24 protein-coding genes and 3 tRNA genes are annotated in these 23,085 nt (G+C 70.4%); 5 read left to right on the top strand and 22 right to left on the bottom strand.

All coding sequences use genetic code 11. The annotated features are described in order from the left end of the window. Positions 1 to 87: 87 nt before the first annotated feature. The 9 genes from ACQUQD_RS24055 to ACQUQD_RS24015 form a co-directional block, all read right to left on the bottom strand. Complete coding sequence (locus ACQUQD_RS24055) at positions 88 to 1,143, bottom strand: UDP-N-acetylmuramate dehydrogenase (RefSeq protein WP_428954211.1); 1,056 nt, start codon at positions 1,141 to 1,143, stop codon at positions 88 to 90. 59 nt (positions 1,144 to 1,202) lie between these two features. Continuing rightward, positions 1,203 to 1,583, bottom strand: a complete 381-nt coding sequence (locus ACQUQD_RS24050; RefSeq protein ID WP_428954210.1) for a DUF3291 domain-containing protein — start codon at positions 1,581 to 1,583, stop codon at positions 1,203 to 1,205. 29 nt (positions 1,584 to 1,612) lie between these two features. Next, positions 1,613 to 3,052, bottom strand: coding sequence for a DHA2 family efflux MFS transporter permease subunit (locus tag ACQUQD_RS24045; RefSeq protein WP_428954209.1), 1,440 nt, complete (start codon positions 3,050 to 3,052; stop codon positions 1,613 to 1,615). Positions 3,053 to 3,139: 87 nt separating this feature from the next. Beyond that, on the bottom strand, positions 3,140 to 3,694 hold the full coding sequence (locus tag ACQUQD_RS24040) for a TetR/AcrR family transcriptional regulator (RefSeq protein WP_428954208.1): 555 nt from the start codon (positions 3,692 to 3,694) through the stop codon (positions 3,140 to 3,142). A 115-nt stretch (positions 3,695 to 3,809) separates the two neighbouring features. Beyond that, on the bottom strand, positions 3,810 to 4,238 hold the full coding sequence (locus ACQUQD_RS24035; RefSeq protein ID WP_428954207.1) for a MaoC family dehydratase: 429 nt from the start codon (positions 4,236 to 4,238) through the stop codon (positions 3,810 to 3,812). Positions 4,239 to 4,240: 2 nt separating this feature from the next. After that, the gene (locus ACQUQD_RS24030) at positions 4,241 to 4,693 is read right to left on the bottom strand and encodes an FAS1-like dehydratase domain-containing protein (protein ID WP_428954206.1); all 453 of its coding nucleotides are present in this window, start codon (positions 4,691 to 4,693) and stop codon (positions 4,241 to 4,243) included. Between the two features lie 76 nt (positions 4,694 to 4,769). Then, positions 4,770 to 4,934, bottom strand: coding sequence for a 50S ribosomal protein L33 (gene rpmG, locus ACQUQD_RS24025; RefSeq protein WP_004571794.1), 165 nt, complete (start codon positions 4,932 to 4,934; stop codon positions 4,770 to 4,772). Between the two features lie 90 nt (positions 4,935 to 5,024). Beyond that, positions 5,025 to 5,097 (bottom strand) — tRNA-Met (locus ACQUQD_RS24020). 46 nt (positions 5,098 to 5,143) lie between these two features. Then, a tRNA-Thr gene (locus tag ACQUQD_RS24015) sits at positions 5,144 to 5,216 on the bottom strand. 194 nt (positions 5,217 to 5,410) lie between these two features. On the opposite strand from ACQUQD_RS24015, the gene ACQUQD_RS24010 reads away from it, so the two are divergent. Continuing rightward, on the top strand, positions 5,411 to 6,673 hold the full coding sequence (locus ACQUQD_RS24010) for an amidohydrolase family protein (RefSeq protein WP_428954205.1): 1,263 nt from the start codon (positions 5,411 to 5,413) through the stop codon (positions 6,671 to 6,673). 145 nt (positions 6,674 to 6,818) lie between these two features. Here the strand turns inward: ACQUQD_RS24010 and ACQUQD_RS24005 are convergent, their stop codons facing one another. Further along, entirely contained in the window at positions 6,819 to 7,958 is a 1,140-nt protein-coding gene (locus tag ACQUQD_RS24005; protein WP_428954204.1) for a hypothetical protein, read from the bottom strand. Positions 7,959 to 8,023: 65 nt separating this feature from the next. On the opposite strand from ACQUQD_RS24005, the gene ACQUQD_RS24000 reads away from it, so the two are divergent. Then, the gene (locus ACQUQD_RS24000; protein WP_428954203.1) at positions 8,024 to 8,680 is read left to right on the top strand and encodes an SDR family oxidoreductase; all 657 of its coding nucleotides are present in this window, start codon (positions 8,024 to 8,026) and stop codon (positions 8,678 to 8,680) included. A 31-nt stretch (positions 8,681 to 8,711) separates the two neighbouring features. Here ACQUQD_RS24000 and ACQUQD_RS23995 read toward each other — a convergent pair whose 3' ends face one another. Both ACQUQD_RS23995 and ACQUQD_RS23990 read right to left on the bottom strand, forming a co-directional pair. Beyond that, complete coding sequence (locus ACQUQD_RS23995) at positions 8,712 to 8,948, bottom strand: hypothetical protein (RefSeq protein WP_428954202.1); 237 nt, start codon at positions 8,946 to 8,948, stop codon at positions 8,712 to 8,714. Positions 8,949 to 9,042: 94 nt separating this feature from the next. Further along, positions 9,043 to 10,572 (bottom strand): MFS transporter, encoded by a 1,530-nt coding sequence (locus ACQUQD_RS23990; protein ID WP_428954201.1) that lies wholly within the window; start codon positions 10,570 to 10,572, stop codon positions 9,043 to 9,045. A gap of 167 nt (positions 10,573 to 10,739) precedes the next feature. Here ACQUQD_RS23990 and ACQUQD_RS23985 point away from each other — a divergent pair, with 167 nt between their 5' ends. Continuing rightward, positions 10,740 to 11,477 (top strand): TetR/AcrR family transcriptional regulator, encoded by a 738-nt coding sequence (locus ACQUQD_RS23985; protein ID WP_428954200.1) that lies wholly within the window; start codon positions 10,740 to 10,742, stop codon positions 11,475 to 11,477. A gap of 7 nt (positions 11,478 to 11,484) precedes the next feature. Here the strand turns inward: ACQUQD_RS23985 and ACQUQD_RS23980 are convergent, their stop codons facing one another. The 3 genes from ACQUQD_RS23980 to ACQUQD_RS23970 are packed head-to-tail and all read right to left on the bottom strand — an operon-like array spanning position 11,485 to position 15,383. Further along, entirely contained in the window at positions 11,485 to 12,741 is a 1,257-nt protein-coding gene (locus ACQUQD_RS23980; RefSeq protein WP_428954199.1) for an MFS transporter, read from the bottom strand. Between the two features lie 3 nt (positions 12,742 to 12,744). After that, on the bottom strand, positions 12,745 to 13,338 hold the full coding sequence (locus ACQUQD_RS23975) for a DUF5825 family protein (RefSeq protein WP_428954198.1): 594 nt from the start codon (positions 13,336 to 13,338) through the stop codon (positions 12,745 to 12,747). Continuing rightward, the gene (locus tag ACQUQD_RS23970; protein WP_428954197.1) at positions 13,335 to 15,383 is read right to left on the bottom strand and encodes a RiPP maturation radical SAM C-methyltransferase; all 2,049 of its coding nucleotides are present in this window, start codon (positions 15,381 to 15,383) and stop codon (positions 13,335 to 13,337) included. The genes ACQUQD_RS23975 and ACQUQD_RS23970 overlap by 4 nt, the downstream gene beginning before the upstream one ends. 258 nt (positions 15,384 to 15,641) lie before the next feature. Here ACQUQD_RS23970 and ACQUQD_RS23965 point away from each other — a divergent pair, with 258 nt between their 5' ends. After that, positions 15,642 to 16,397 (top strand): nucleotidyltransferase domain-containing protein, encoded by a 756-nt coding sequence (locus ACQUQD_RS23965; RefSeq protein ID WP_428954196.1) that lies wholly within the window; start codon positions 15,642 to 15,644, stop codon positions 16,395 to 16,397. 55 nt (positions 16,398 to 16,452) lie between these two features. Here ACQUQD_RS23965 and ACQUQD_RS23960 read toward each other — a convergent pair. Next, positions 16,453 to 16,534 (bottom strand) — tRNA-Tyr (locus ACQUQD_RS23960). A 212-nt stretch (positions 16,535 to 16,746) separates the two neighbouring features. Here ACQUQD_RS23960 and ACQUQD_RS23955 point away from each other — a divergent pair. Further along, positions 16,747 to 17,235: a YajQ family cyclic di-GMP-binding protein gene (locus ACQUQD_RS23955; protein WP_428954195.1), complete on the top strand. Its 489-nt coding sequence runs from the start codon at positions 16,747 to 16,749 to the stop codon at positions 17,233 to 17,235. A 125-nt stretch (positions 17,236 to 17,360) separates the two neighbouring features. Here ACQUQD_RS23955 and ACQUQD_RS23950 read toward each other — a convergent pair whose 3' ends face one another. From ACQUQD_RS23950 to ACQUQD_RS23925, 6 genes are all read right to left on the bottom strand, one after another. After that, on the bottom strand, positions 17,361 to 17,633 hold the full coding sequence (locus tag ACQUQD_RS23950) for a GlsB/YeaQ/YmgE family stress response membrane protein (RefSeq protein WP_428954194.1): 273 nt from the start codon (positions 17,631 to 17,633) through the stop codon (positions 17,361 to 17,363). A gap of 339 nt (positions 17,634 to 17,972) precedes the next feature. After that, positions 17,973 to 18,365, bottom strand: a complete 393-nt coding sequence (locus ACQUQD_RS23945; RefSeq protein ID WP_428954193.1) for a YccF domain-containing protein — start codon at positions 18,363 to 18,365, stop codon at positions 17,973 to 17,975. Continuing rightward, positions 18,362 to 19,225 (bottom strand): zinc metalloprotease HtpX, encoded by an 864-nt coding sequence (gene htpX / locus ACQUQD_RS23940; RefSeq protein WP_428954192.1) that lies wholly within the window; start codon positions 19,223 to 19,225, stop codon positions 18,362 to 18,364. The genes ACQUQD_RS23945 and htpX overlap by 4 nt, the downstream gene beginning before the upstream one ends. A 195-nt stretch (positions 19,226 to 19,420) precedes the next feature. Continuing rightward, positions 19,421 to 19,879, bottom strand: coding sequence for a large conductance mechanosensitive channel protein MscL (mscL, locus tag ACQUQD_RS23935; protein WP_428954191.1), 459 nt, complete (start codon positions 19,877 to 19,879; stop codon positions 19,421 to 19,423). 92 nt (positions 19,880 to 19,971) lie between these two features. Beyond that, complete coding sequence (locus ACQUQD_RS23930; protein WP_428954190.1) at positions 19,972 to 21,510, bottom strand: NADH-quinone oxidoreductase subunit N; 1,539 nt, start codon at positions 21,508 to 21,510, stop codon at positions 19,972 to 19,974. Beyond that, positions 21,507 to 23,081 (bottom strand): complex I subunit 4 family protein, encoded by a 1,575-nt coding sequence (locus ACQUQD_RS23925; protein WP_428954189.1) that lies wholly within the window; start codon positions 23,079 to 23,081, stop codon positions 21,507 to 21,509. The genes ACQUQD_RS23930 and ACQUQD_RS23925 overlap by 4 nt, the downstream gene beginning before the upstream one ends. Positions 23,082 to 23,085 lie beyond the last annotated feature (4 nt).

The following is a 23,085-nucleotide window of genomic DNA, read 5'->3' as shown; positions in this document are numbered from 1 at the left end:
GGTCCCCACCCCTGATGTACGTGTCGATCGGCTCGACGCCGTCACTATCAGGGGCGAGGACCCCCAAGGTCAATGAAGAATTGCAGCTCAGAGGCTTACGCCGACGGTCACCGGCTCATTGACCAGCGTCACCCCGAAGGCCTCCTGGACGCCCGCCACGACCTCGCGGGCCAGGGCGAGGAGATCCTCGGTGGTGGCCTCGCCGCGGTTGGTGAGAGCGAGGGTGTGCTTGGTGGAGATGCGGGCCGGGCCGGTGCCGTACCCCTTGGTGAAGCCCGCCTTGTCGATGAGCCAGGCCGCCGAGGTCTTCGTCAGCCCGTCACCCGCCGGGAACGCGGGCGCCTTCACGTCGGGCCCCAGGCGCTCGGCCACGCGCGCGTGGAAGGCGGAGGTCTCCGCATCCGTAAGGATCGGGTTGGTGAAGAACGAACCGGCCGACCAGGTGTCGTGGTCCTCCGGGTCGAGCACCATGCCCTTTCCTGCGCGCAGCTTCAGGACGGTCTCGCGCGCGGTGGCGGCGGGGACGCGGTCGCCCGCCTCGACACCGAGGGTGCGGGCGGTCTCGGGGTACTTGATCGGCGCGCTCAGGCCGTTCGCGTCCTCCAGCTCGAAGCGCACCCGCAGCACTACATAGCGGTCGGGTTCGGCCTTGAAACGGCTGTGGCGGTACGAGAAGGCGCACTCGGCGTTCGGGATGGTGACCGTCTCGCCCGCCCGCCGGTCGTAGGCGACCACTTCGGTGATCGTGGCGGAGACCTCCTGGCCGTACGCCCCCACGTTCTGGATCGGCGTCGCGCCCGCGGAGCCGGGGATCCCGGCGAGGCACTCGATGCCCGCGAGGCCCGCCTCGACGGTGCGGGCCACGGCGTCGGTCCACACCTCGCCGGCCGCCAACTCCAGCTTCGTGCCGTCGAGTTCGAAACCCTTGGTGGCGATGCGCAGGGCGGTGCCCGCGAAGCCCTGGTCGCCGATGACGAGGTTGCTGCCGCCGCCGACGACGAGCAGCGGGGTGCCGGTGGCGTCGGCCTCGCGCACGGCGTCGATCACCTCGGCGTCGGTCGTCGCGGTGAGCAGCCGGGCGGCGGGGCCGCCGAGCCGGAAGGTGGTCAGGGGGGCGAGGGGGGCGTCGTGGAGTTCCTGCACGCGCACCAGGGTACGAGAACGGCCCCGCCGCTCGGGCGGGGCCGCTGTCGTGCCGGGCGTCACTGGAAACGCCGCAGGGTGTCCTTCCAGTCGGGTGGCAGCTCGTCGGTGGACGCCTTCCATGTGAGGAACTTCGCGTCCCGCATCTGTCCGCGCAGCCCGGCCGCGACCGGCCCGTGCGGCGCGGAGGCCGCGAAGTCCTTGAGGGCCTCGGGCGACTCCCAGGCGGACAGGGTCCAGAAGGTGCGCCGGAGAGGCGCCGCCTTCAAGGTGGCCCCGTAGGCGCCGGGAGCCCGGCCCACCTGGCGCCAGACCGTGGGCGTACGGAGGAAGAACCTCAGGGCGCCCCACAGGGTGCGGGTCTCGAAGCGGGAGGCGAAGACGACGACCTCCGCGCGCGTGGGCGGCGTGTTCGGGGCGGTCCAGGGCAGGGTCGGCATGGCGTGCTCCCTTCCGGTGCGGACAGGCGTCAGGCGTTTTCCAGAACGGGGGCCGGCTCGGCGGCGTCCTGCACTACATCTGTCGTGGGCTGTCGGCGCGGGATGAGCAGAGTGGCGAGACCGGCCAGGGCCACGACCGCGGAACCCACCCACAGTGCGGGCTCGATGCCGTTCACGAACTGCTGCGCGGAGCCGTAGCCGCCCTGCGCCGAGAAGATCGACGACATGACCGCGATGCCGAGCGCTCCGCCGACCTCGCGCAGGGCGTTGTTGGAGCCGGACGCGATGCCCTGCTCCTGCGGCCGGACGCTGGACATGACCAGGGCGGAGGCCGGGGCGAAGAACAGGGCCATCCCGATGCCGCTGATGATCAGGGCCGGCAGCTGGGCCGCGTACGAGACGTCGGCGGCGACCACGGCCCCGAACCAGCCGAGCCCGACGGCCTGCAGGAACAGGCCCGCGGCGGCGACCGGGCGGCCGCCGATCCGGTCGGACAGGTACCCGGCGATCGGCGCCACCAGCATCGGCATGCCGGTCCAGGGCAGCATCCTCAGGCCCGCCTCGGTCGGCGAGTAGCCGAGCACTCCCTGCATGAACTGGCTGAGCAGGAAGATCGAGCCGAACATCCCGAAGAACATCAGCAGGCTCGCGGCGTTGATCCCCGAGAAGGCGCGGGACCGGAAGAGCCGCATGGGAAGCATGGGGTTCTTGCTGCGGATGCCGTGGTGGACGAACCCGCCGAGCAGCGCGACCCCCGCGAACATGCTGAGCAGGACGACGGGGTTGGACCACCCCTCCATGGGCGCACGCACCAGGGCGTACACGATGCCGAAGAGACCACCGCTGGCGAGCAGGGTGCCCGCGACGTCGAGGGGCGCGCCGGAGCCGTACGACTCGTTCAGGCGGAGCCGGGCGAGGGGCAGCAGGGCCAGGCCCAGCGGGACGTTCAGCCAGAAGATCCAGTGCCAGGAGATGTGCTCGGTGAGGCTGCCGCCGATGAGCGGCCCGGAGGCGACGGCGAGGCCGTTGACCGCGCCCCAGATGCCGTACGCCATCCCGCGCTTGGCGGCCGGTACGGCCACGGTCAGCAGGGTCAGCGTCAGCGGCATCATGATCGCGGCACCGACGCCCTGGACCGCGCGGGCCGCGATCAGCGATTCGATACCGGGGGCCATGGCCGCGGCGGCGGAGGCCCCGGTGAACACGGTGAGTCCGACGAGGAAGAGCCGGCGGCGGCCGAACCGGTCACCGAGCGCCGCGCCGAACATCAGCAGTACGGCGAAGGTGAGCGTGTAGGCGCTGACCGTCCACTCCAGGTCGTCGAGGGCGCCGCCCAGGTCCTCGCGGATGGACGGCAGGGCCGTGGTGACGACCAGGTTGTCGAGGGCCGCCATGAATCCGGCGACGCTGGTGATGACGAGGGCCCAGACGGCACCCCCGCGCTGTGGTGTTGCGGTCCGCTGTGACATTGCTTCCCCTTGAGATCCCTGGGTTAGTTATTGATTACTAACTTTTGCGGGTACAAAAGTGCGCACCCCCGTGGCACTGATGCTGCACTACTTGGGCTGCACCGACTCGTAGAAGCCGGCCCAGACCCGGTGATCGGGCCGAAAACCCATCGAGACCAGGACATTGACCAGCATTCCGTAGGCGAGGAACTGCGTGGTCTCGTCCACCTCCGCACCCAGCGCCAGCTGGGCGGTGTCGTACATCTCCATCCAGCCGGCCCGAAGCGTCTCGCCGAACTCCCGGTCGCCGGCCGCTTCCGCGGAGGCCACCGCGACGTACATCTGCATCTGCATGAGCAGGATGTCCGGGTCGTCGGCGATGAGCGCCTGATAGGCAGCGCCCATCGCATGGAGGGCCGCTTCGCCCTCAAGGCCCTCCGACGCCTGCCGGAACAGCTCGGTGGTCTGCTCGCAGCAACGCCGGGCGGCCGCAAGGAAGATGGCCTCCTTGCCCGGGAAGAGGCGGAAGAGATACGGCTGCGAGACACCCACCCGCTTGGCGATCGCCTCGGTGGACGTGCCCTTGTAACCGCCGCGGGCGAACTCGATCATCGCCGCCCGCACGACGCTCTCGCGTCGCTCCTCCGCGCTCATCCTGACCATGCGACTAAGTTAGTGGCCAATCACTACCCAAGTCAAGTCCTGAACGTGGCCAAGGACACACGTAAGGGACGCCCTCCCAGAGGACGCCCCTTACGCACAGCTACATAGGCGGCGATCAGACGAGCTGTACGACCGCCCGCGACATCCCGAGCACCTTCTGGCCCGCGCTCGTGGCGGTCAGGTCGACCCGCACGCGGTTGTCGTCGAGCTTGGCCGCGACCTTGGCGCTGACCTCGACCTCGGCGCCCTTGTCGTCGTTCGGCACGACGACCGGCTTGGTGAAGCGCACGCCGTACTCGACGACGGCGGCCGGGTCGCCGGTCCAGTCGGTCACGACGCGGATCGCCTCGGCCATGGTGAACATGCCGTGCGCGATCACGTCCGGCAGACCGACCTCGACCGCGAACTTCTCGTTCCAGTGGATCGGATTGAAGTCCCCGGAGGCGCCCGCGTACTGGACGAGCGTGGCGCGCGTCACGGGGAAGGTCTGCGCCGGCAGTTCGGTGCCGACCTCGACCTCCGCGTACTTGATGGCCGTCGCCATGATCAGGCCTCCTCTGCGGCGCGCGAGACGAGCTTGGTCCAGGCGGTCACGACGTGCTCGCCGGCCTCGTCGTGGACCTCACCGCGGACGTCGATGATGTCGTTGCCCGCGAGCGACTTGATGGCCTCGATCGTCGAGGTGACGGCCAGCCTGTCGCCCGCGCGCACCGGGCGCGTGTAGGCGAACTTCTGGTCGCCGTGCACGACGCGGCTGTAGTCGAGCCCCAGCTCCGGGTCGTGGACGACGTCACCGGCGGCCTTGAAGGTGATCGCGAACACAAAGGTGGGCGGGGCGATCACATCGGAGTGGCCGAGCTCCTGAGCGGCCTCACGGTCGACGTAGGCAGGGTTGGCGTCCCCCACCGCCTCGGCGAACTCGCGGATCTTCTCCCGGCCGACCTCGTACGGGGCGGTGGGCGGGTAGGTCCGCCCCACGAAGGACTGGTCGAGCGCCATGGACTCGGCACCTCCTGGGTGTGTCAACGACACGAGGCCGCCCCCTGACGGGGACGGCCTCGTGTACGAGCCTGATTTATCGCGTTTCGCGGTGCGCGGTGTGCGCGTTGCAACGCGGGCAGTGCTTCTTCATCTCAAGACGGTCCGGGTCGTTACGCCGGTTCTTCTTGGTGATGTAGTTCCGCTCCTTGCACTCCACGCAGGCCAGCGTGATCTTCGGGCGGACGTCGGTGGCAGCCACGTGAGTGCTCCTTGACGAACGGATGGGACGGGTTTAACGCATAAAAGAGTAGCCGATCGAAGGACCGACCCCACAATCGGCTACTGTCAGTAGCGGTGACCGGACTTGAACCGGTGACACAGCGATTATGAGCCGCTTGCTCTACCGACTGAGCTACACCGCTGTGATGCGATGACCCCTCACCCGAAGGTGAGGGAACTTCACACCAGAGCCCCAATGCGGAATCGAACCGCAGACCTTCTCCTTACCATGGAGACGCTCTACCGACTGAGCTATTGGGGCGAGCGATGAAGACATTACACGGTCGCGCGCCGATCGCCCAAATCCGTTTCGGGTGATCAGCGCAGGCGCCTCACGGACCCCATCTGTACGACTAATTCGGCTTCCCCGAAGCTCCGTCACCGCCGCCCTAGGCTCGGTCCCACCTGCGTGATCTTGTCCGCAGCACGAGCCCTCGACGAGCCCTCTGGAGCGCGATGCCCGACAGTCCGCCGCAGCAGCCCCCCTCCCCCGGCTCCCCGGACGACGCACCCGACGGCTCCGGCCTGTTGCTGTGCGGTGCCAGGCTCACCGACGGCAGGACCGTGGACGTGCGGCTGGGCAACGGGCGTATCGAGGCGGTCGGCACGGCCGGCAGCCTCACGGCCCACACCTCACGCGCGGACCTCTCGGGATACCTCCTGCTGCCCGCCCCGGCGGAGCCGCACGCGCACGGCGACACCGCCCTGTCCGCGGACAGTGAGGGGCCTCTCTCGTACGACGCCGAGGAGGTCCAGCGCCGGGCCACGGAGTCCGCCCTGCTGCAACTCGGGCACGGAGCCACCGCGTTGCGCTCCCATGTGCGGATCGGCGACATGGAGGGGCTCGGTTCCATGGAGGCCGCCTTGAAGGCGCGGCGGTCGCTGATGGGGCTCGCGGATCTGCGGACGGTGGCGATGCCCCGGCTGCTCACCGGGCTCGCCGGGGCGAACGGGCTCGCGATGCTCAGGGACGCCGTGAAGATGGGCGCCTCTGTAGTGGGCGGCTGCCCCGACCTGGACCCCGACCCAACGGGCTATGTGGAAGCGGTACTTGAGGTCGCCGCCGAACACGGCTGCCCGGTGGACCTGCACACGGACGGGGCCGACCCGGCGCGGCTGGGACGGCTCGCGGCGGCGGCCGGCGGGCTGCGCTCCACGGTCGTCGTGGGACCGCTGGGCGGGCTCGCGCGGGTGCCGGGCGAAGCGGCGCGGCGTGCCGTCGACCGGCTCGCGGCGGCCGGGGTGACGGTGGTGTGCCTGCCGCAGGGCGGCTGTGCGGGGGTGGACGGCCGCGAGGTGGCGCCGGTGCGGTTGCTGCGGGCGGCCGGGGTGCGGGTGGCCGCGGGCAGCGGGGCCCTGCGGGACGTGTCGAACCCGGTGGGCCGCGGCGATCCGCTGGAGGCCGCGTACTTGCTGGCCTCGCGGCACGGAATGCGGGCCGAGGACGCCTACGCGGCGGTGAGTTCGGTGGCCAGGACGGCGCTGGCGCTGCCTGAGGTGCGCCTGGAGGCGGGCTTCCCCGCGGAGCTGCTCGCGGTACGGGGCGAGACGCTGGCGGGGGCGCTGTCGCTCGCGTACAGCCGGATCGTCGTGCACCGGGGGCGGGTGGTGGCCCGGACCAGCGCGGTGCGGGAGTACTGCGACTCGGCGGCGGCGGTCGCGCTGGATCTGCCGCGCCAGGGACGGGCCGCGAAGCACGGGGGCGGCGGCCCGGCCTGAGCGTGCGCACGCGCGCGCAGAGGCGAATCAGCCGCTACGCGCCCGGAGACGTCGTATCAGCCGCTACGCGCGCGTGGATCCCGGCGGAGCCGGTCGTACCCGCAGACGTTCGTCAGGGGCCTTCGAAGGGCACCGAGAGGGCCGCTCAGAAGTCCTCGTCCATCGGGTCGAAGGAGTCCGAGCCCGTCTCGCCGATCCCGAACAGGCCGCCCAACATGAGGCTGTCCGCCGGGACTTCCCTGGCGCCGGCCGGGGCCTTCACGTCGCTCGCCTCGCCGAACTTCACGTACATCGGGACCTTCACGCCCTGTGCGTCGTCCGCGAGGGTGGCGACGTCCATGGAGACGCGGGTCAGGGCGCCGTCCTTGATGGCGAAGTCGACGGCCACCTTCTTGTTGGGGGCGTCCTTCAGGTCCTTCTCGGTGGGCAGTTCGGCGCCTTCGGGCAGTTCGTCGGCGAGCGGGCGCAGCTTGTCGAACATGTCCGTCAGGAGCGCGCGGAAGGGCGCCTTGGCGGTGACGTGGTCGGTGCCGTCCTTGCTGCCCTTGTCCGTGAAGGTCACGTTGTGCTCGAGAGCGCTTCGTACGGCCTTCATGATCTTCTTCTGGGTGCCGGCGTCCAGAGAGTCGGCCGTGGAGCCCTTGGGCGTCTCCTTCTTGCCGGCCTTTCCGCTCTCCTCGAAGCCCTTGACGAGGTCGTCGGTCCTGAACTTGACCCACTTGCCGTCGATGACGTCCTTGGCCATCTCGCCCTCCTCCCCCGGAGGCAGCTCAGGCAGCTCGTCGGCGGTGGGCGCCGGGAAGCCCGCGAGTCCGGAGAAGGCCTTCATGTCCATGCGGTAGTACGTGTGGTCGCCGATCAGGCGGTACTCGGCGAGGGTGCCGTCGGGGCCGGTCACCTTCAGGCCCGCGCCGACGATGTCCTTGGCGCCGGAGTCGGCCAGCGGCTTCTTGGACCGTACGGAGAAGCTGATGCGGGACCTCGTGAGCGCCTTGGCCATCTCGGGCGGCAGGGTCTCGCCGTCCGTATCGCCCGCAAGCTTCGTCAGGGCCGCCGGTGCCGCGTCGAGGCCCAACTCCAGTGACAGGGAATTCCGTTCGCCGAGCCGGTCCGCGGCACGGTCGATCTTCTGGGCGGCGGTGAGGTTCTCCACGGTGCCGCAGGCGGCTGTGGTGGCGAGCAGCAGGGCCGTGCAGCCCGCCGCGGTGAGGGTGGTGGTACGTATGACGCTGATGACTGGCTCCCCATGAGGTCCGCGGGCCGGAAAGATGCCGCGGTACCCCATGTGACCCACGAGCCGCGGACATGGTTGCGCGGTGAACCGTCGTTGCCCGGCGTACGGTCGGAAGCATGCGCATTGTCATTGCTGGGGGTCATGGTCAGATCGCACTGCGGCTGGAGCGGCTGTTGTCCGCGCGCGGTGACGAGGTGGCGGGGATCATCCGCAAGGCCGAGCAGGGCGACGACCTGCGTGCGGCCGGTGCGGAGCCGGTCCTGTGCGACTTGGAATCGGCGTCCGTGGAGGAGGTCGCCGCGCATCTCCAGGGCGCGGGCGCGGCCGTCTTCGCGGCGGGCGCCGGCCCGGGCAGCAGCACCGACCGCAAGGACACCGTGGACCGGGACGCCGCCGTGCTGTTCGCGGAGGCGGCGGAGCGGGCCGGGGTGCGCCGGTACGTCGTGGTGTCGTCGATGGGCGCGGACGCCGCGCACCAGGGCGACGACGTCTTCGACGTGTACCTGCGCGCCAAGGGCGCGGCCGACGACGACGTACGCCGCCGGACCGGCCTGGACTGGACGATCCTGCGGCCCGGGGCCCTGACGAACGACGCGGGCACCGGACTCGTCCGTCTGGAGGCCTCGACGGGGCGTGGCGCGGTGCCGCGCGACGACGTGGCCGCGGTCCTCGCCGAGCTGGTGGACACGCCCGCCACGGCCGGGCTGACGCTCGAGCTGGTCTCCGGTTCGGCGCCGGTGTCGGTGGCCGTGAAGTCGGTCGCGGGGAACTGATCCCCGTACGGGCGCGTACCCGTCAGCGGGCTCAGAACAGGGGCAGCTGGCCCGGCACGTGCGGGACCGCGTACCCGTCGAGCGCGTCCTGCACCGCGCCGAGCTGGGCCTGACGGCGGGAGCCGGGGCAGGAGACCAGCTCTCCCGCGGCGCGGGCGCCCGGCGGGTCGTGGCGGGCGAAGCGGCCACCGACGACGGCGATGTCGCGGCGGCACTCGGGGCAGTTCCGGCGGCGGGAGGCTGAGGACACGGTCGACGTGGATGACATGGGTTCAGTCTGCGTCGAGATCGCCACGGGTACACGGTGAAACCCCCTCAGGAGCGTCCCTGAGGGGGGTTCGCCATGTGCCCGGCCCTCCGGGTCAGGCGGCGGTCACCATGGACTGCGCGTCGTCGGCCGGGGCCGTGGCCGGGGTCTCCTTGCCGCCCCTGATCAGGCAGAGGGCGACGATCGCGGCGCCGACCACCCCGGCCGCGCCGGCCAGGAAGCTGGCGGACATCGCGGTGGTGAACGCCTCGCGGGCCGCTGCGGCCAGGCCCTTGTCGGCGTTCGCGGCGGCCATGCCCAGGGCGTCGGAGACGGAGCGGCGGGCCGGGGCGGGGGCCGCGTCGGACATCGCGCCGGTGTAGCTGTGGGACAGGACCGCGCCGAGGACCGCGACACCGAGAGCGGCGCCGGCCTGCTGGATGGTGTCGTTGAGGGCGGAGCCGACACCGGCGTGCTCACCCGGCACGGCGCCCATCAGGGCGGCGATCGTGGCCGGCATCGCGAGTCCGCCACCGGCGCCCATCAGGGTCATGGCCGCGGCGAGCGTCCAGAAGCCGGCGTCCGGCGAGATGGTGGACAGGACCGCGAATCCACCGGCCGTGACGAGGAGGCCGCCGACGGCGAGCGTCCGGTTGCCGATCTTCTTGGCGAGGCCGGCGCCGACCCCGTTGAACAGGAGCGCGGCGAGGGCGAGCGGGGTGAACGCGAGACCCGTCTCGGACGGCGTGTAGCCCATGACGAACTGCAGGTACTGGGTGAGGACCAGCATCAGGCCGCCGTTGGCGAAGGTCAGCAGGACGAGCGAGAAGCTGGCGCCGGTGAAGACGCGGTTGCGGAACAGGGCGAGCGGGACCATCGGGGACTCGGCGCGCAGCTCCCAGAAGGCGAAGCCGATGACGGCGGCGACGGTGACGGCCAGCGAGACGACGGTGCCGGGGTGGCTCAGGCCGCCCTTGGGGAACTCGTTGATGGTCCACACGAGGGCGGTCATGCCGATCACCGACAGGACCATGCCGATCGGGTCGGCCTTGCGCCACGGGCCCTTGGACTCGGGCATCAGGACGAGCGCGGCGACGATGGCGAGCGCGGCGATCGGGATGTTGATCAGGAAGACGGCGCCCCACCAGAAGTGCGCGATCAGCGCGCCGCCGAGGACCGGACCGCCGACGAGACCGATCATGGCGACGGCGCTCCAGGCGGCGATGGCCCTGGGCCGCTCGTCCTCGTCGAAGACCGTGATGAGGATGGAGAGCGTGCTCGGCATGATCAGCGCGCCGCCGACGCCCATGAGGACGCGGGCCCCGATCAGCTGTCCGGGATTGTCGGCGACGGTCGCCACCAGTGATGCCGCTCCGAAGAGCGCGAGCCCGATGACCATCACCTTCCGGCGGCCGAAGCGGTCGGAGAGGCTGCCCGAGGTGAGCAGCAGGCCGGCGAAGACCAGCATGTAGGACTCGATGATCCACTGCAGGTCCTGGGCGCTCGCCCCGAGGTCCTCCGCGATGGGCGGGACGGCGACGGTGAGCACCATGTTGTCGATGACCAGCACCAGGGTGCTGAGGCAGAGCACGATCAGGATCAGCCACCGGCGCGGGTTACGTGCCTTCTCTGTCGCCGTTTCCATCTGAAACCCCTCCGAAAAGATTCCCCGAGGAAAGCGCCGTACGGCGTTCCCAACACCGAACACTGTACGGCGACCGCACACTGTTCGCAAGGGGCGCACGTTGTGCGCCCCACGGGATACCCTCAAGGCGACGAGCGAGGACGACGAGCGACAGAGGAGCCGCACCCATGGCGCCCAAGGGGCAGGAACTGCCGTCCGTGTGGACGCGTACCGATCGCAAGCGACGCGAGCAGCCCGCGCTGAGCAGGGACCAGATCGTGGTGGAGGCCGTCCGCCTGCTCGACGAGGAGGGGCTGGAGGCGCTGAGCATGCGCAAGCTCGGCACGCGGCTGAACGCGGGCGCGACCTCCCTCTACACGCACGTCTCGAACAAGGACGAGCTGATCGAGCTGGTCGTCGACGCGATCTACGAAGAGGTCACGGTGCCCGCCCTGGAGCCGGGCGGCGACTGGCGCGCGGCGGTGATCGAGTGCGCGCGGAGCCTGCGCGCGATGATCCTGCGTCACCCCTGGACGGCGTCGGTCTTCGGGCAGGTGGGCCTCGCCTACCTGGGCCCGAACATGATGCGGCTCTTCGAGGAGATGCTCATCCTCTTCGAGAAGGCGGGTTTCACGCTCGAGGACGGTGACAACGCGTCGAGCGCGATCTTCTCGTACGCCGTCGGCATGGCCACCAGTGAAGCGGCGTGGCTGTCGATGGTCGCGCGCAGCGGCAAGTCCGAGCAGGAGTGGGTGGATCACCTGCTGCCCGCCGCGGAGCGCGCGGTGCAGGACTACCCGCGCCTCAAGGAGCGGTACGAGGCGCAGCGGCGGGTGCCGGTGGACGACTCCCGCAAGGACAAGTTCGCCGACGGGCTCGACTGCCTGCTCGACGGGCTCGAGGTGCGGCGCACGCGCGGGGCGTGACCACCGCTCAGATCGGGCTCGGCACGTCCTTCGCCGGTTCCTCCGTGGCGCTGCGCACGGGCGCCCAGAGCGTCGCCGCCGAGACGAGCGCGACCGCAGCTGAGCCCAGCAGCACGGGCACGTTGCCGAACCAGGCGGCCAGTGCGCCGCCGGCGAGCGCCCCGACCGGAACCGTCGCCAGGAGCACGGCCTGGACCAGCCCCGCGACACGGCCCCGCATGTCCGCCGGGGTGACCTGTTGCTGCGTCGTCGTCATGGAGATCATCCAGACGGTGCCGGAGAGCCCGTACGTCACCTGATAAGCGAGCAGCAGCACGATGCCGGCGCCCAGCGAGGCGGACGGGATCAGGAACACCGCGGCGCCCGCCACCAGTCCGCACACCTGAGTGGCCCGCCACAGACCCGCGCGGCGCGCGAACCGGCCGGCGAGGAGCGCGCCCGCGATCGTGGCCGCACTGTAGACGGCATAGGTGGCACCCAATTGCCAAGCACTGAGGGCCAGTTCCCGAGCCGCGTAGAAGACGTAGAGGGCGGTGGCGGCGCCGCTGCCGAGGTTGAGGCCCGCGCCGGACAGCACCATGCGGCGCAGCCGTGGCTGGGCGCGGACGACGCCGAGACCTGAGCGCAGCGCTTCCAGCGGGGGACGCGCGACCTGCTTCACCCGTGCGTTCAGGGCGGCGGGCAGCGCGAGAACGAGCAGCGCCTCCAGGGCGTAGGCCGCGCTGCCCGCGAGCAGGGCCGGCGCCGGCCCCACGAGCCCGACGAGGATGCCGCCGAGGGCGGGGCCGCCGATCTGTCCGCTCGTACGGGCCGCTGTCAGCGCGGAGTTGGCGCCGAGCAGCCGGCCGGGCTCGACGACGCGCGGCAGCGCCGCCTGGAGCGCTACCGAGAGCGTGAAGGTCAGGGCGCCGGAGACGACGGCGACGACGTACAGGTACCCACGGGCCAGGTGCCCTGCCGCGTCCGCGAGCGGGACCGAGCCGACGACCAGGGCCTGCGCCGCGGTGACCGCGACGAGCAGGTTCCGCAGCCGCACCCGGTCGACCAGAACCCCGGCCAGCGGGCTCAGCACGGCGCCCGGGAGATAGGTCAGCGCGAGGAGCGCCGCCGCGCCGAACGGGCCCGCGCCCAGGCCCGTCACGGCCAGCAGCGCCAGCGCCAGGGTCGTGATCTGCCGTCCCAGGGAACTGGCGATCTGCTCGCCGCACAGCAGGGCGAACGGACGGTGCCGCCACAGCGGGGCACCGGCCGCGGCCGCGGTCACCCGTCAGATCCCCGTGCAGGGCACGGGCCAGCGGCGCAGTCGGGGCGGCAGCGCCACTGCCCATCCGTCGACGACGAGCGCGAGCCGCTCGTCCGCGAGAAGTCCGGCCGCCTCCTGGTGGACGGGGGCGAGCGCGTCGAGCGGCGTGGCCTCGTGCAGCGCGTCGAAGGCGGCCAGCAGATCGGGGTGGTCGAGCGTGAACCGGGCCGAGGCCGGGCGCTCTCTGCGGTCCATGACGGTGATGAAGTCGGGGCCGCGGCGGTGGTAGAGCATTCCGTAGGCGTGACCGGCCCGCCACTCCGTCAACTCAGCTGATTCTTCGGGGTGTTCGGCGGGCGGGGGCAGATGGCGCAGGATGCGGACGTCATACGTATAAGGTCCGGCCCCGCCGGCGGGGCGTACGGCGTCATACGTAACACGCAACCCGTGGCTCAGGCAGGTGCGCAGGAACTGGACCGCCTGCGTGGTGGCGCGGCCGTCACCGCACAGCGGCAGCGGTTCGGTCACGTGGACGTCGGCGCCGGTTCCGACGCCCGTGAGGCGGTGGGCCACGGTCGTGGGCAGAGCGGGGGCCGAGGTGCCGGTCAGGGCGGTCATCCGGCCACCGCCTGCGGTGCGGGCTGCTTGGCGGGAGCGGCGTCTTTGTCTGTGCTGGGGTCTGTGTCGGCGTCGGCGCCAGCGCCAGCGCCTGGACAGGCACCGGTATCCGCACTCGTGTCCGCAGCGGTGTCGCCATCGGTACCCGCGTCGCCGGCACCGGCATCCGCACCGGCGTCGCGGTCGATGCGGATCGGTACGGCCCGGGTCGGCAGGGACACATACGTGCGGCCGTCGCGGAAGAGCAGGCCGAGCGCGAGTGCCTCGGCGAGCCACTCCCCCACCTCCTCGGCGGACACCTCGTGCCGGTCGGCGGTGAGCTTCCGGTGGAGGGCGGGCTCGGTACGGCCGTCCTCCAGGTGGCGCAGGGCCGCGGCCTGCCAGCCGTTGAACCAGTAGGTGCGCGGGGGCCAGCCGTGGCGCCGGTCGTGCACCAGAAGGGCGTCCCCGTCCTCGCCCGTCACCTCCATGACGAGGGTCGACACGTCGTGCCCGGCCCGCCACTGCGCGACGGCCCGCAACAGACGCTGCTCGACGTCCCCGCCGATGCCCGCGTCCTCGGTGTCGAACAGGTAGACCAGATCGGCCAGTTCCTCTTCGGGCAGCTCGTAGACGTGCTGGTACATCTCTGCGGGGCGGCGCTTGCCGAAGCCGAGGGCCGGGTTCGTGAAGTGCGGGCTGAACCGCTCCAGTTGGATGCGGTGGGCGCCGCCGGGCGGCTGGAGGTGGACGAGCGCCGGCATCTGCTCGAGCACGCGCGCGTAGTCCTCGGCCGTCTCGCCCGGGAACCCGTACAGGTAGTTCCAGGTGCAGGTGATCGCGTGGTTGTCGAACTCGCGCAGCGTACGGATGTTGCGGGCGCCGGTGACGCCCTTGTCCATGAGGTCGAGGACGCGGTCGCTGAGGCTCTCGATGCCGGGCTGGAGGAGGACGGCCCCGGCGTCGCTCAGCAGGGCGATCTGCTCCCGGCTGAGGTTGGACTTCACTTCGTAGTGCATCCGCAGGTCCCAGCCGCTCTCGGCGGCGCGCGGCAGGAAGTCCTTGAAGTACGCCATGTCGATGATGTTGTCGACGGTGACGACGTCGAGGATGCGGTGGCGGCGCACGAGCCGGTCGATCTCGCTCCACAGCCGCTCGCCGGGCTTGGCCCGGAAGGCCATGGCGGTGCCGTTGAGGCCGCAGAACGTGCAGTGGTGCTTCTCGCCCCACCAGCAGCCGCGGGCCCCTTCGACGACCAGCTTCGGATAGACGTACTCGATGACCGGGGACGCCTCGATCTCCGCCTGCCACTGGTCGTAGTCGGGCGACGGTATGTCGGCGGGGGCCACGGTGCGGCGGGTTTCCGTGTTGGCGCGGGACACCTGGCTCCCGGCCTCGCCGTCCCACCAGCACAGGCCCGGTACGTCGTCGGGTGGTGTGCCCGCGTCGAGGTGGGCGAGGAGGGCCGGGAATGCGTACTCCCCTTCGCCGCGCACCACGTGGTCGACGTAGGGGTGATTGCGGTGCAGGGCGTGCCCCATGGGGCCGTCGCAGTTGCTGCCGCCGAAGACGACGGTCAACCGCGGGCGGCGGCGCTTGAGTTCCCGGGCGAGGGCGAGCGAGGGCACGTTCTGCATGAAGGTGCTGGTGAAACCGACGACGTCGGGGTCGTGGGCCAGCACCTCGTCGGCGCACCGGTCGATGTACTCGGCGGCGTGCACCCGCATGTCGGAGACCGTGGCGAGGGTGTCCCCGCACAGGTCACGGGCGCGCGCGTACGCGTCGAGCTGTGCGACGCCCCAGTCGTCGTCCTCGTACAGCACGCCGGAGAAGACCCAGTCGCCGAGCCCGTGGAAGATCGAGTCGCTGCCGATCGCCTCGTAGTCGCCGGGGCGCAGCCGGCCTCCGGAGCGTTCGAGCAGGAATTCCGCCCACCGCAGCGAGCCGTGGAACTCGCGCACCTCGTCGTCCGGGCGGACCTGCCGCAACAACTGATGCAGCAGGCCCACCTGGAGGGAGGGCAGATCGATCGGGTGCCAGGGCATGGTCACCAGCTGAACGCGCATTCCGCCCTCTTCTTGGTAGTTCAGCGGGTCGGCCGCTTCTCCATGACGGCCGGCCTGCGGTTGGTGCGCTCTTCCTCACGGATCACGGTCTTCTTGATCTCCATGCCGCCCCCTCGGACCCCCGGGCTCGAACACCCGTATGCAATAAGGCGGTTCACCCTAGAGCTGCACCATGCGTCACACAAGAGCACCCGTTGCACTCGGATTCCGGGCGAACAGGTGGACGGGACCGCGGGCCGACCGGTAGACCCGTACGACATGAGCGAGCAGGAGCCCCTCACGACCAGGCCCGACGCCACCACTCAGGAGACGTTGTCCGCGCAGGCCGTGCGGCTGCTCGCGGAGCACTGCCCGGACGCCCTGGGCGCCGTGCTCGGCGGCTCGGCCGGCCGGGGGCAGGCACGGCCGACCAGCGACCTCGACCTGGCGGTCCTGCTGCCCGGCTCGGCCTCCAGCCGCCGCGAGGTGATCCGCCACGAGGGGCGCCCGGCGGAGCTGTTCCTGCACACCCTCGACGACCTTCCCGGCGCCTTCGCGCGGGACCGCTCCCTGCGGCGGGGCACGCTCCTGTTCGTCTACGCCCAGGGCGTCCCGCTGCTCGACCCGCAGGGGCACGTGGCCCGGGCCCGGGCCAACGCCCGCGCGCTCCTCGCGGCGGGCCCGATCCCGCTGACCCCGGCCGAGCGGGAGCGCAGCCGCTACGTGCTGACCTGCTGGCTGGACGACCTGCTCGACACCCCGCGGGCCGAGCGGTACGAGCAGCTGGCGACCGCCGATCACCTCCTGCGTGAGGCAGCTCACCTGCTCACCGCGCACCACGGCGCCTGGACGGGCATCGGCCGCTGGCTCCCCCGCCGCCTGCTCACCGCCGACCCCGAACTCGGCGAGGCCCTCCTCCGCGGCCACCGCACGGTCGCGGAGCACGCCGACCCGGCACCCCTGGCGACCGCGGCGGAGAAGGTGCTGGAGCTGGCCGGGGGGCCGCTGCGGGAGGGGTACGTGCAGCTGCACTGAGCGGCCCCGGACACGAAGAAGCCCCCTCCGGAATCCGGAGGGGGCTTTCCCAGTGTGGCGGCGCCAGGATTCGAACCTGGGAAGGCTGAGCCGGCAGATTTACAGTCTGCTCCCTTTGGCCGCTCGGGCACACCGCCTGGGATTTGTCGCCTCGGGCCCCGCTGTGGGCGGTGCTCGGTGGCAACGACGTAAACAATACCCGATGCACAGGGGTGCTTCGCCACCCGATTGATCGACGGTGGCGGGCGGAGCGGTGGCTAGGCTTTGCATGCGGCGCAACGCCTCGGTGCGCGCCCGACCAGAACCCGATCGGAACCCGATCAGTCCCCGATACAAGGAGCCACAGGACATGGCCGACTCCAGTTTCGACATCGTCTCGAAGGTCGAGCGGCAGGAGGTCGACAACGCCCTCAACCAGGCCGCCAAGGAGATCTCGCAGCGCTACGACTTCAAGAACGTCGGCGCCTCCATCTCCTGGTCCGGCGAGAAGATCCTGATGGAGGCCAACTCCGAGGAGCGGGTCAAGGCCATCCTCGACGTCTTCCAGTCCAAGCTGATCAAGCGCGGCATCTCGCTGAAGTCGCTGGACGCCGGTGAGCCGCAGCTGTCCGGCAAGGAGTACAAGATCTTCGCCTCCATCGAGGAGGGCATCTCCCAGGAGAACGCCAAGAAGGTGGCGAAGATCATCCGCGACGAGGGCCCCAAGGGCATCAAGGCCCAGGTGCAGGGCGAGGAGCTGCGGGTCAGCTCAAAGAGCCGTGACGACCTGCAGGGCGTGATCGCGCTCCTGAAGGGCAAGGACTTCGACTTCGCACTGCAGTTCGTGAACTACCGGTAGACCTACTGGTCGTTGCTCGGGACGGCAGTTGCTTGAGCTGGTAGTTGCTTGGGTTTTCCCTCGCCTACGTAGACGAAGGGGCGGCACCCGACCGGGTGCCGCCCCTTCCCGCTGCCGGCTGCGGCTCAGCGGCGACTGCGGGAGTCGCCGAAGAAGATGCGGTAGGCGATCAGGAGGACGAGAGCGCCGCCGATGGCGGAGATCCATGTGGCGCTGTCGTAGAAGTCCTTGGTGATCGGGCGGTCGAGCCAGCGGGACGATATCCATCCGCCGATGAAGGCACCCGCGACGCCGATGAGCGTGGTGCCGATCAAGCCGCCCGGGTCGCGGCCCGGTAGCAGGAACTTGGCGATGGCACCGGCGAGCAGGCCAAGGATGATCCAGCTGATGATGCCCATGCCGTGTTCTACCTCTCCATGTATTTCTCATGTGCGCAGGTGCGCAACGTTGCCTCGTAGCACTGTTGCCCAGAAGGACGACAAGTAGGCCTGGCGTGGTTGCGACGGCTCTGTGAGGTGCGGCGCGCGACACGGACAGAGGCGCCCGTCCGCAGGGTGCGGAGGGGCGCCTGATGGAGCGATGGGGCGGGGTGCCTGCGGCCGTACCAGCGGCGTGTGCGGGCTCGGGGCGTGTCGAGGTGGGCGGCACACCTCTCGGGTCTCCGGAGGCGTCAGCGCGGCGTTCGGGCCCTCACGCTGTCGGGCTCCCCGGGCTCTGCGATGTCAGGCGGCCGCGCCTCAGCGTGCCGCGAACGGCTGGTCCGTGCTCACGATCTCGCGGCCCAGCGGCATCAACGACACAGGGATCAACTTGAAGTTGGCGATGCCGAACGGGATGCCGATGATCGTGACGCACAGGGCGATGCCGGTGAAGATGTGCGCCAGGGCGAGCCACCAGCCCGCGAGGACCAGCCACAACACGTTGCCGACGCAGGACGGCGCGCCCGCGTCCCTGCGCTCGACCGTCGTGTGCCCGAAGGGCCACAGGGCGTAGACGCCGATCCTGAACGCCGCGATGCCGAACGGGATGCCGATGATCGTGATGCAGAGCAGCACACCCGCGAGCAAGTAACCGAGGAACAGCCAGAAACCGCTCAGGACCAGCCAGATGACGTTCAGGATTGTCTTCACTGTTGGCGACCTGCCATCTGCTCGAGGCGGGCGATGCGCTCCGCCATGGGCGGGTGGGTGGAGAACATCTTCGACATCCCCTGACCGGGACGGAAGGGGTTGGCGATCATCATGTGGCTCGCCGTCTCGATACGCGGCTCGGGCGGCAGCGGGAGCTGCTTCGTACCGGCGTCGAGCTTGCGCAGCGCGCTGGCCAGGGCCAGCGGGTCCCCGGTCAGCTGGGCGCCCGAGGCATCCGCCTCGTACTCCCGGGATCGGCTGATGGCGAGCTGGATGAGGGAGGCGGCGAGCGGGCCCAGGATCATGATCAGGAGCATCCCGAAGATGCCGGGTCCGTCGTCGTCGTTCGAGCGGCCGACCGGGATCAGCCACGCGAAGTTGACCAGGAACATGATCACGGAGGCGAGGGCTCCGGCGACCGACGAGATCAGGATGTCGCGGTTGTAGACATGGCTGAGCTCGTGCCCGATGACGCCGCGCAGCTCGCGCTCGTCCAGGATGCGCAGGATTCCCTCGGTGCAGCACACCGCCGCGTTGCGCGGGTTGCGGCCCGTCGCGAACGCGTTCGGCGCCTCCGTCGGGGAGATGTACAGGCGCGGCATGGGCTGACGGGCCTGCGTGGAGAGCTCGCGCACCATGCGGTAGAGCGCGGGCGCCTCGAACTCGCTGACCGGGCGGGCACGCATCGCGCGCAGGGCCAGCTTGTCGCTGTTCCAGTACGCGTACGCGTTCGTCCCGATCGCGATGACCAGTCCGATGACGAGCCCCGTACGGCCGAAGAAGCTGCCGATGACGAGGATGAGGGCGGACAGTCCCCCAAGGAGTACGGCTGTCTTCAACCCGTTGTGCCGGCGGTGCACGGTACGTCCTCCTGATGGTGCGGCAGGGGAACCCACTGCTTGCTTTCTCGCTGCTTCCACTGGGCCCGCGGGTCGGTGCGGGTGACGGTGGTGTCTCCGTCCAGTGGACCCTCCCGTACTGGTCAACGCCAGACGAGCGGGACTAGTTCCCTTGTGCGCGCTCGGGGAGCGGGGTGCGCCGGTAGGCCGTACGGGTCAGCGCGGCTCGGGCAGCAGGCCGGCGATCTCCAGGGCCTTCTCGTCGGCCTTGACCTCGCTGGTGCAGTTCGGGCAGCGGGTGGCGATGCCGGGGATCTGGCTGAAGCAGCGGGGGCAGTCGCGCACGGCGGCCTTGATGTCGACGGGCTTGTTGCGGTCGGCGCGGGCCTGGAGCTTCACCATCGGCACGATGATCACGAAGTAGAGCACCGCGGCGGTGATCAGGAAGGCGATGCCGGCGTTGATGAGCTTGCCGTAGGGAAATTTGACGCCTTCGAGCGTGAAGTAGGCCTCTGAGTAGTTGCCGATGGAGCCGGTGGCCCAGCCGAGGAGGGGGGTGATGAACGCGGCGGTGAAGGCGGTCACAAGGGCCGTGAAGGCCGACCCTACGGCGAGGCCCACCGCCATGGAGACGATGTTGCCGCGAAGTATGAAGTCCTTGAAACCGGTCAGCACGCTGTTGCTCCTGGGAAGGGTGAGGGTGGGGGGAGTGCCTGTTTGAGGCGACCCAGAAACGTACCAAACCGGGGCTTTGGGAGTCTGCTGGGTCACGAGAACAGTCCACTGTCCACAAAGTGAAGGATCAATTGTGGAGCTCCGGAGAGGGCCGCTCCGATGACGGCCGTGAGGGCGATCGCGGCGGTCAGCGGCCAGGAGGCGCGGTACGCGGCCGGCTCGCCTTCAGGGGCGCGGAAGAGCGTCGCGGTCCACTGGAGGTAGTAGTAGAGCGCGATGACGACGTTCACGGCCATGACGACGGCGAGCCAGCCGAGGCCCGCGTCGACGGCGGCCGAGAAGACCGTGACCTTCGCGAAGAGCCCGATGATGCCCGGCGGCAGGCCCGCCAGGCACAGCAGGAAGAAGCCCAGGACGAGCGCCGCGAGCGGGCGCGAGGCGTACAGGCCGCGGTAGTCGCTGAGGCGGTTCAGCGGCTTCGTACGGGCGACGAGTCCGGCCACCGCGAAGGCGCCGAGGTTCACGGCGGCGTACATGAGGGCGTAGGCGAGGGTCGAGCCGATCGACTTCTGGGGGTCGTGGGAGTACGCGGCCGCGGCGATCGGCACCAGCAGGTAGCCGGCCTGGCCGACGGAGGACCAGGCGAGGAGTCGTACGGCGCTGTACGCGCGCGTGGCCTGCTGGCGCAGGGCCGCGACGTTGCCGATGGTCATCGTCAGCGCGGCGAGGACGGCGAGCGCCGGGCCCCACACGTCGGCGTACGACGGGAACGCGACGACCGTGACGAGGATCAGGCCGGAGAAGCCGACCGCCTTGCCGATGACGGACAAATAGGCGGCGATCGGCAGCGGCGCGCCTACATAGGTGTCGGGAACCCAGAAGTGGAACGGAACGGCGGCCGTCTTGAAGGCGAAGCCCACGAGGGTGAGGGCGACGCCCGCCTGGGCGAGGGTGTGGAACTGGCCGTCCACGTGGGTGAGTTCGGACGCGATCCTCGTGAGGTGCAGGCTGCCTGTGGTCGCGTAGACGAAGCTCACGCCGAGGAGTGTCACGGCGGTCGCGGTGACCGAGGACAGGAAGAACTTCAGGGCCGCGTCGGAGGACCGCCTGTCGTCACGCTTGATGCCCACGAGGGCGAAGGCGGGAAGCGAGGCGACCTCCAGGGCGACGACGAGCGTGGCGAGGTCGCGGGAGGCGGGCAGGAGGGCGGCACCGGCGGCGGAGGACAGGAGAAGGAACCAGAACTCGCCTTCGGGGAGCGGCTTGTTCGCGTTCTTCGCGTCCTTCAGGGTGCTGATCGAGAGCAGGGCGGTGAGCAGCGCGCCCGCGAGGACCAGGAACTGGACGACGAGCGTGAAGCGGTCCGCCGTGTAACTACAGGCGTCGTACGACGTGCTCGTGAGGCAGAACGTGGAGCGCTCGTCGCCGATCAGCGGGATCAGGGCGAGCGCGGCCGCGGCCAGGCCGGCGACGGAGATCCAGCCGAGCACCGGCTTGCGGCGCTCGCCCACGAACAGGTCGGCGACCAGGACGACGAGGGCGACGACCGCCGCGATCGTCGGCGGCGCGATCGCGACCCAGTCGACGGACTGGACGAGGGAGGCCACGGAGGGCGCGGCGACGGCGGTCACTGGAGGCCTCCTGCGAGGAGCTTCTGCACGGCCGGGTTCGTGAGGCCGAGCAGGGTGGCGGGCCACAGACCCGCGAGGACGGTGAGGGCGACGAGCGGGGTCCAGGCGGCGAACTCGTACCCCCGCACGTCGGCGACGGCCACGGCCTCCTCCCGGCGCGGGCCCATGCACACGCGGCGGACCACGATGAGCATGTACGCGGCGGTGAGCAGGGTGCCGAACGCGGCGATCGCCATGAACACGAGGAAGGCCGGGCGGCTGAGGGCCTCGGCGGGGCGGAACGCGCCGAACAGGGCGAGCATCTCGCCCCAGAACCCGGCGAGTCCGGGCAGTCCGAGCGAGGCGACGGCGGCGAACGCGAGCAGGCCGCCGAGGCGCGGTGCCTTGCCGTACAGGGCCATGCCGCCCTGCTCGGCGAGGGTGTCGAGGTCGCTGGTGCCGGCCCGGTCCTTGAGCGCGCCGACGAGGAAGAAGAGGAGGCCGGTGATGAGGCCGTGGGCGATGTTGGCGAACAGCGCGCCGTTCACGCCGGTCGGGCTCATCGTCGCGATGCCGAGGAGGACGAAGCCCATGTGGCCGACGGAGGAGTACGCGATGAGGCGCTTGAGGTCGCCCTTCGCACCCTGCTTGGCCAGGTTCAGGCAGGCCAGGGACCCGTAGATGATCCCGACGACGGCGAGGGCGGCGAGGTACGGCGCGAAGACCCGCATGCCGTCGGGGGCGATGGGGAGCAGGATCCGGACGAATCCGTACGTACCCATCTTCAGCAGGACGCCGGCGAGGAGGACCGAGCCGACGGTGGGGGCGGCGGTGTGCGCGTCCGGCAGCCAGCTGTGCAACGGCCACATCGGGGTCTTCACGGCGAGCCCGATCCCGATCGCCAGAACGGCGATGACCTGCACGGATGTACTCAGACCCCGGCCGTTGTCAGTGGCGAGTGCCATCATGTCGAACGTGCCCGACTTAACACCGATAAGGAGGAGTCCGAGCAGCATCACGACCGAGCCGAGCAGCGTGAAGAGGATGAACTTCCAGGCGGCCGCGGCCCGTTCGGCACCGCCCCAGCGGGCGATGAGGAAGTACATCGGGATGAGGACCATCTCGAACGCGAGGAAGAAGAGGAGGAGGTCCAGCACGGCGAAGGTCGCCAGCGTGCCCGATTCCAGGACGAGGATCAGGGCGACGAACGCCTTGGGCGAGGGGCCCGCGGGCATTTTGAAGTAGGAGTACAGCGCGCACAGGAACGTCAGCAGCGCCGTGAGCACCAGAAGGGGGAGGGAGATGCCGTCGATGCCCAGGTGGATACGTACGTCCAGCGCCGGGATCCAGCTGATGTCCGTCGTGGCCTGCATCCTCGACGGGTGGTCGTGGTCGAAGCCGAGCGCGAGGACGATCGCGGCGATGAGGATCGCGCCGGTCACGGTCACGCCGTGGCGGAGCACGGCCTGGTCGGGGGACTTCCCCTTCAGCCCGGGCGGGGCCGGGAGCAGGGCGAGGACGGCGCCGATGAGCGGGCCGACGACGATCAATGCGAGAAGGAACTGCATCACGGATTCGCTGATATCGATCACGGCT

This window comes from Streptomyces sp. cg35, from assembly GCF_050410835.1.
GTDB lineage: Bacteria > Actinomycetota > Actinomycetes > Streptomycetales > Streptomycetaceae > Streptomyces.
The sequence above is the reverse complement of the archived record's forward strand: the minus strand, read 5'-3'. Positions and strand labels throughout refer to the sequence as shown.

Excerpts from the sequence above, each read along its gene's own strand:
- ACQUQD_RS24050 (WP_428954210.1), bottom strand. The coding sequence starts at position 1,583 with ATGCCGACCCTGCCCTGGACCGCCCCGAACACGCCGCCCACGCGCGCG.
- ACQUQD_RS24045 (WP_428954209.1), bottom strand. The coding sequence starts at position 3,052 with ATGTCACAGCGGACCGCAACACCACAGCGCGGGGGTGCCGTCTGGGCC.
- ACQUQD_RS24040 (WP_428954208.1), bottom strand. The coding sequence starts at position 3,694 with ATGGTCAGGATGAGCGCGGAGGAGCGACGCGAGAGCGTCGTGCGGGCG.
- ACQUQD_RS24035 (WP_428954207.1), bottom strand. The coding sequence starts at position 4,238 with ATGGCGACGGCCATCAAGTACGCGGAGGTCGAGGTCGGCACCGAACTG.
- ACQUQD_RS24030 (WP_428954206.1), bottom strand. The coding sequence starts at position 4,693 with ATGGCGCTCGACCAGTCCTTCGTGGGGCGGACCTACCCGCCCACCGCC.
- ACQUQD_RS24010 (WP_428954205.1), top strand. The coding sequence starts at position 5,411 with ATGCCCGACAGTCCGCCGCAGCAGCCCCCCTCCCCCGGCTCCCCGGAC.
- ACQUQD_RS24005 (WP_428954204.1), bottom strand. The coding sequence starts at position 7,958 with ATGGGGTACCGCGGCATCTTTCCGGCCCGCGGACCTCATGGGGAGCCA.
- ACQUQD_RS24000 (WP_428954203.1), top strand. The coding sequence starts at position 8,024 with ATGCGCATTGTCATTGCTGGGGGTCATGGTCAGATCGCACTGCGGCTG.
- ACQUQD_RS23995 (WP_428954202.1), bottom strand. The coding sequence starts at position 8,948 with ATGTCATCCACGTCGACCGTGTCCTCAGCCTCCCGCCGCCGGAACTGC.
- ACQUQD_RS23990 (WP_428954201.1), bottom strand. The coding sequence starts at position 10,572 with ATGGAAACGGCGACAGAGAAGGCACGTAACCCGCGCCGGTGGCTGATC.
- ACQUQD_RS23985 (WP_428954200.1), top strand. The coding sequence starts at position 10,740 with ATGGCGCCCAAGGGGCAGGAACTGCCGTCCGTGTGGACGCGTACCGAT.
- ACQUQD_RS23975 (WP_428954198.1), bottom strand. The coding sequence starts at position 13,338 with ATGACCGCCCTGACCGGCACCTCGGCCCCCGCTCTGCCCACGACCGTG.
- ACQUQD_RS23970 (WP_428954197.1), bottom strand. The coding sequence starts at position 15,383 with ATGCGCGTTCAGCTGGTGACCATGCCCTGGCACCCGATCGATCTGCCC.
- ACQUQD_RS23965 (WP_428954196.1), top strand. The coding sequence starts at position 15,642 with ATGAGCGAGCAGGAGCCCCTCACGACCAGGCCCGACGCCACCACTCAG.
- ACQUQD_RS23955 (WP_428954195.1), top strand. The coding sequence starts at position 16,747 with ATGGCCGACTCCAGTTTCGACATCGTCTCGAAGGTCGAGCGGCAGGAG.
- ACQUQD_RS23950 (WP_428954194.1), bottom strand. The coding sequence starts at position 17,633 with ATGGGCATCATCAGCTGGATCATCCTTGGCCTGCTCGCCGGTGCCATC.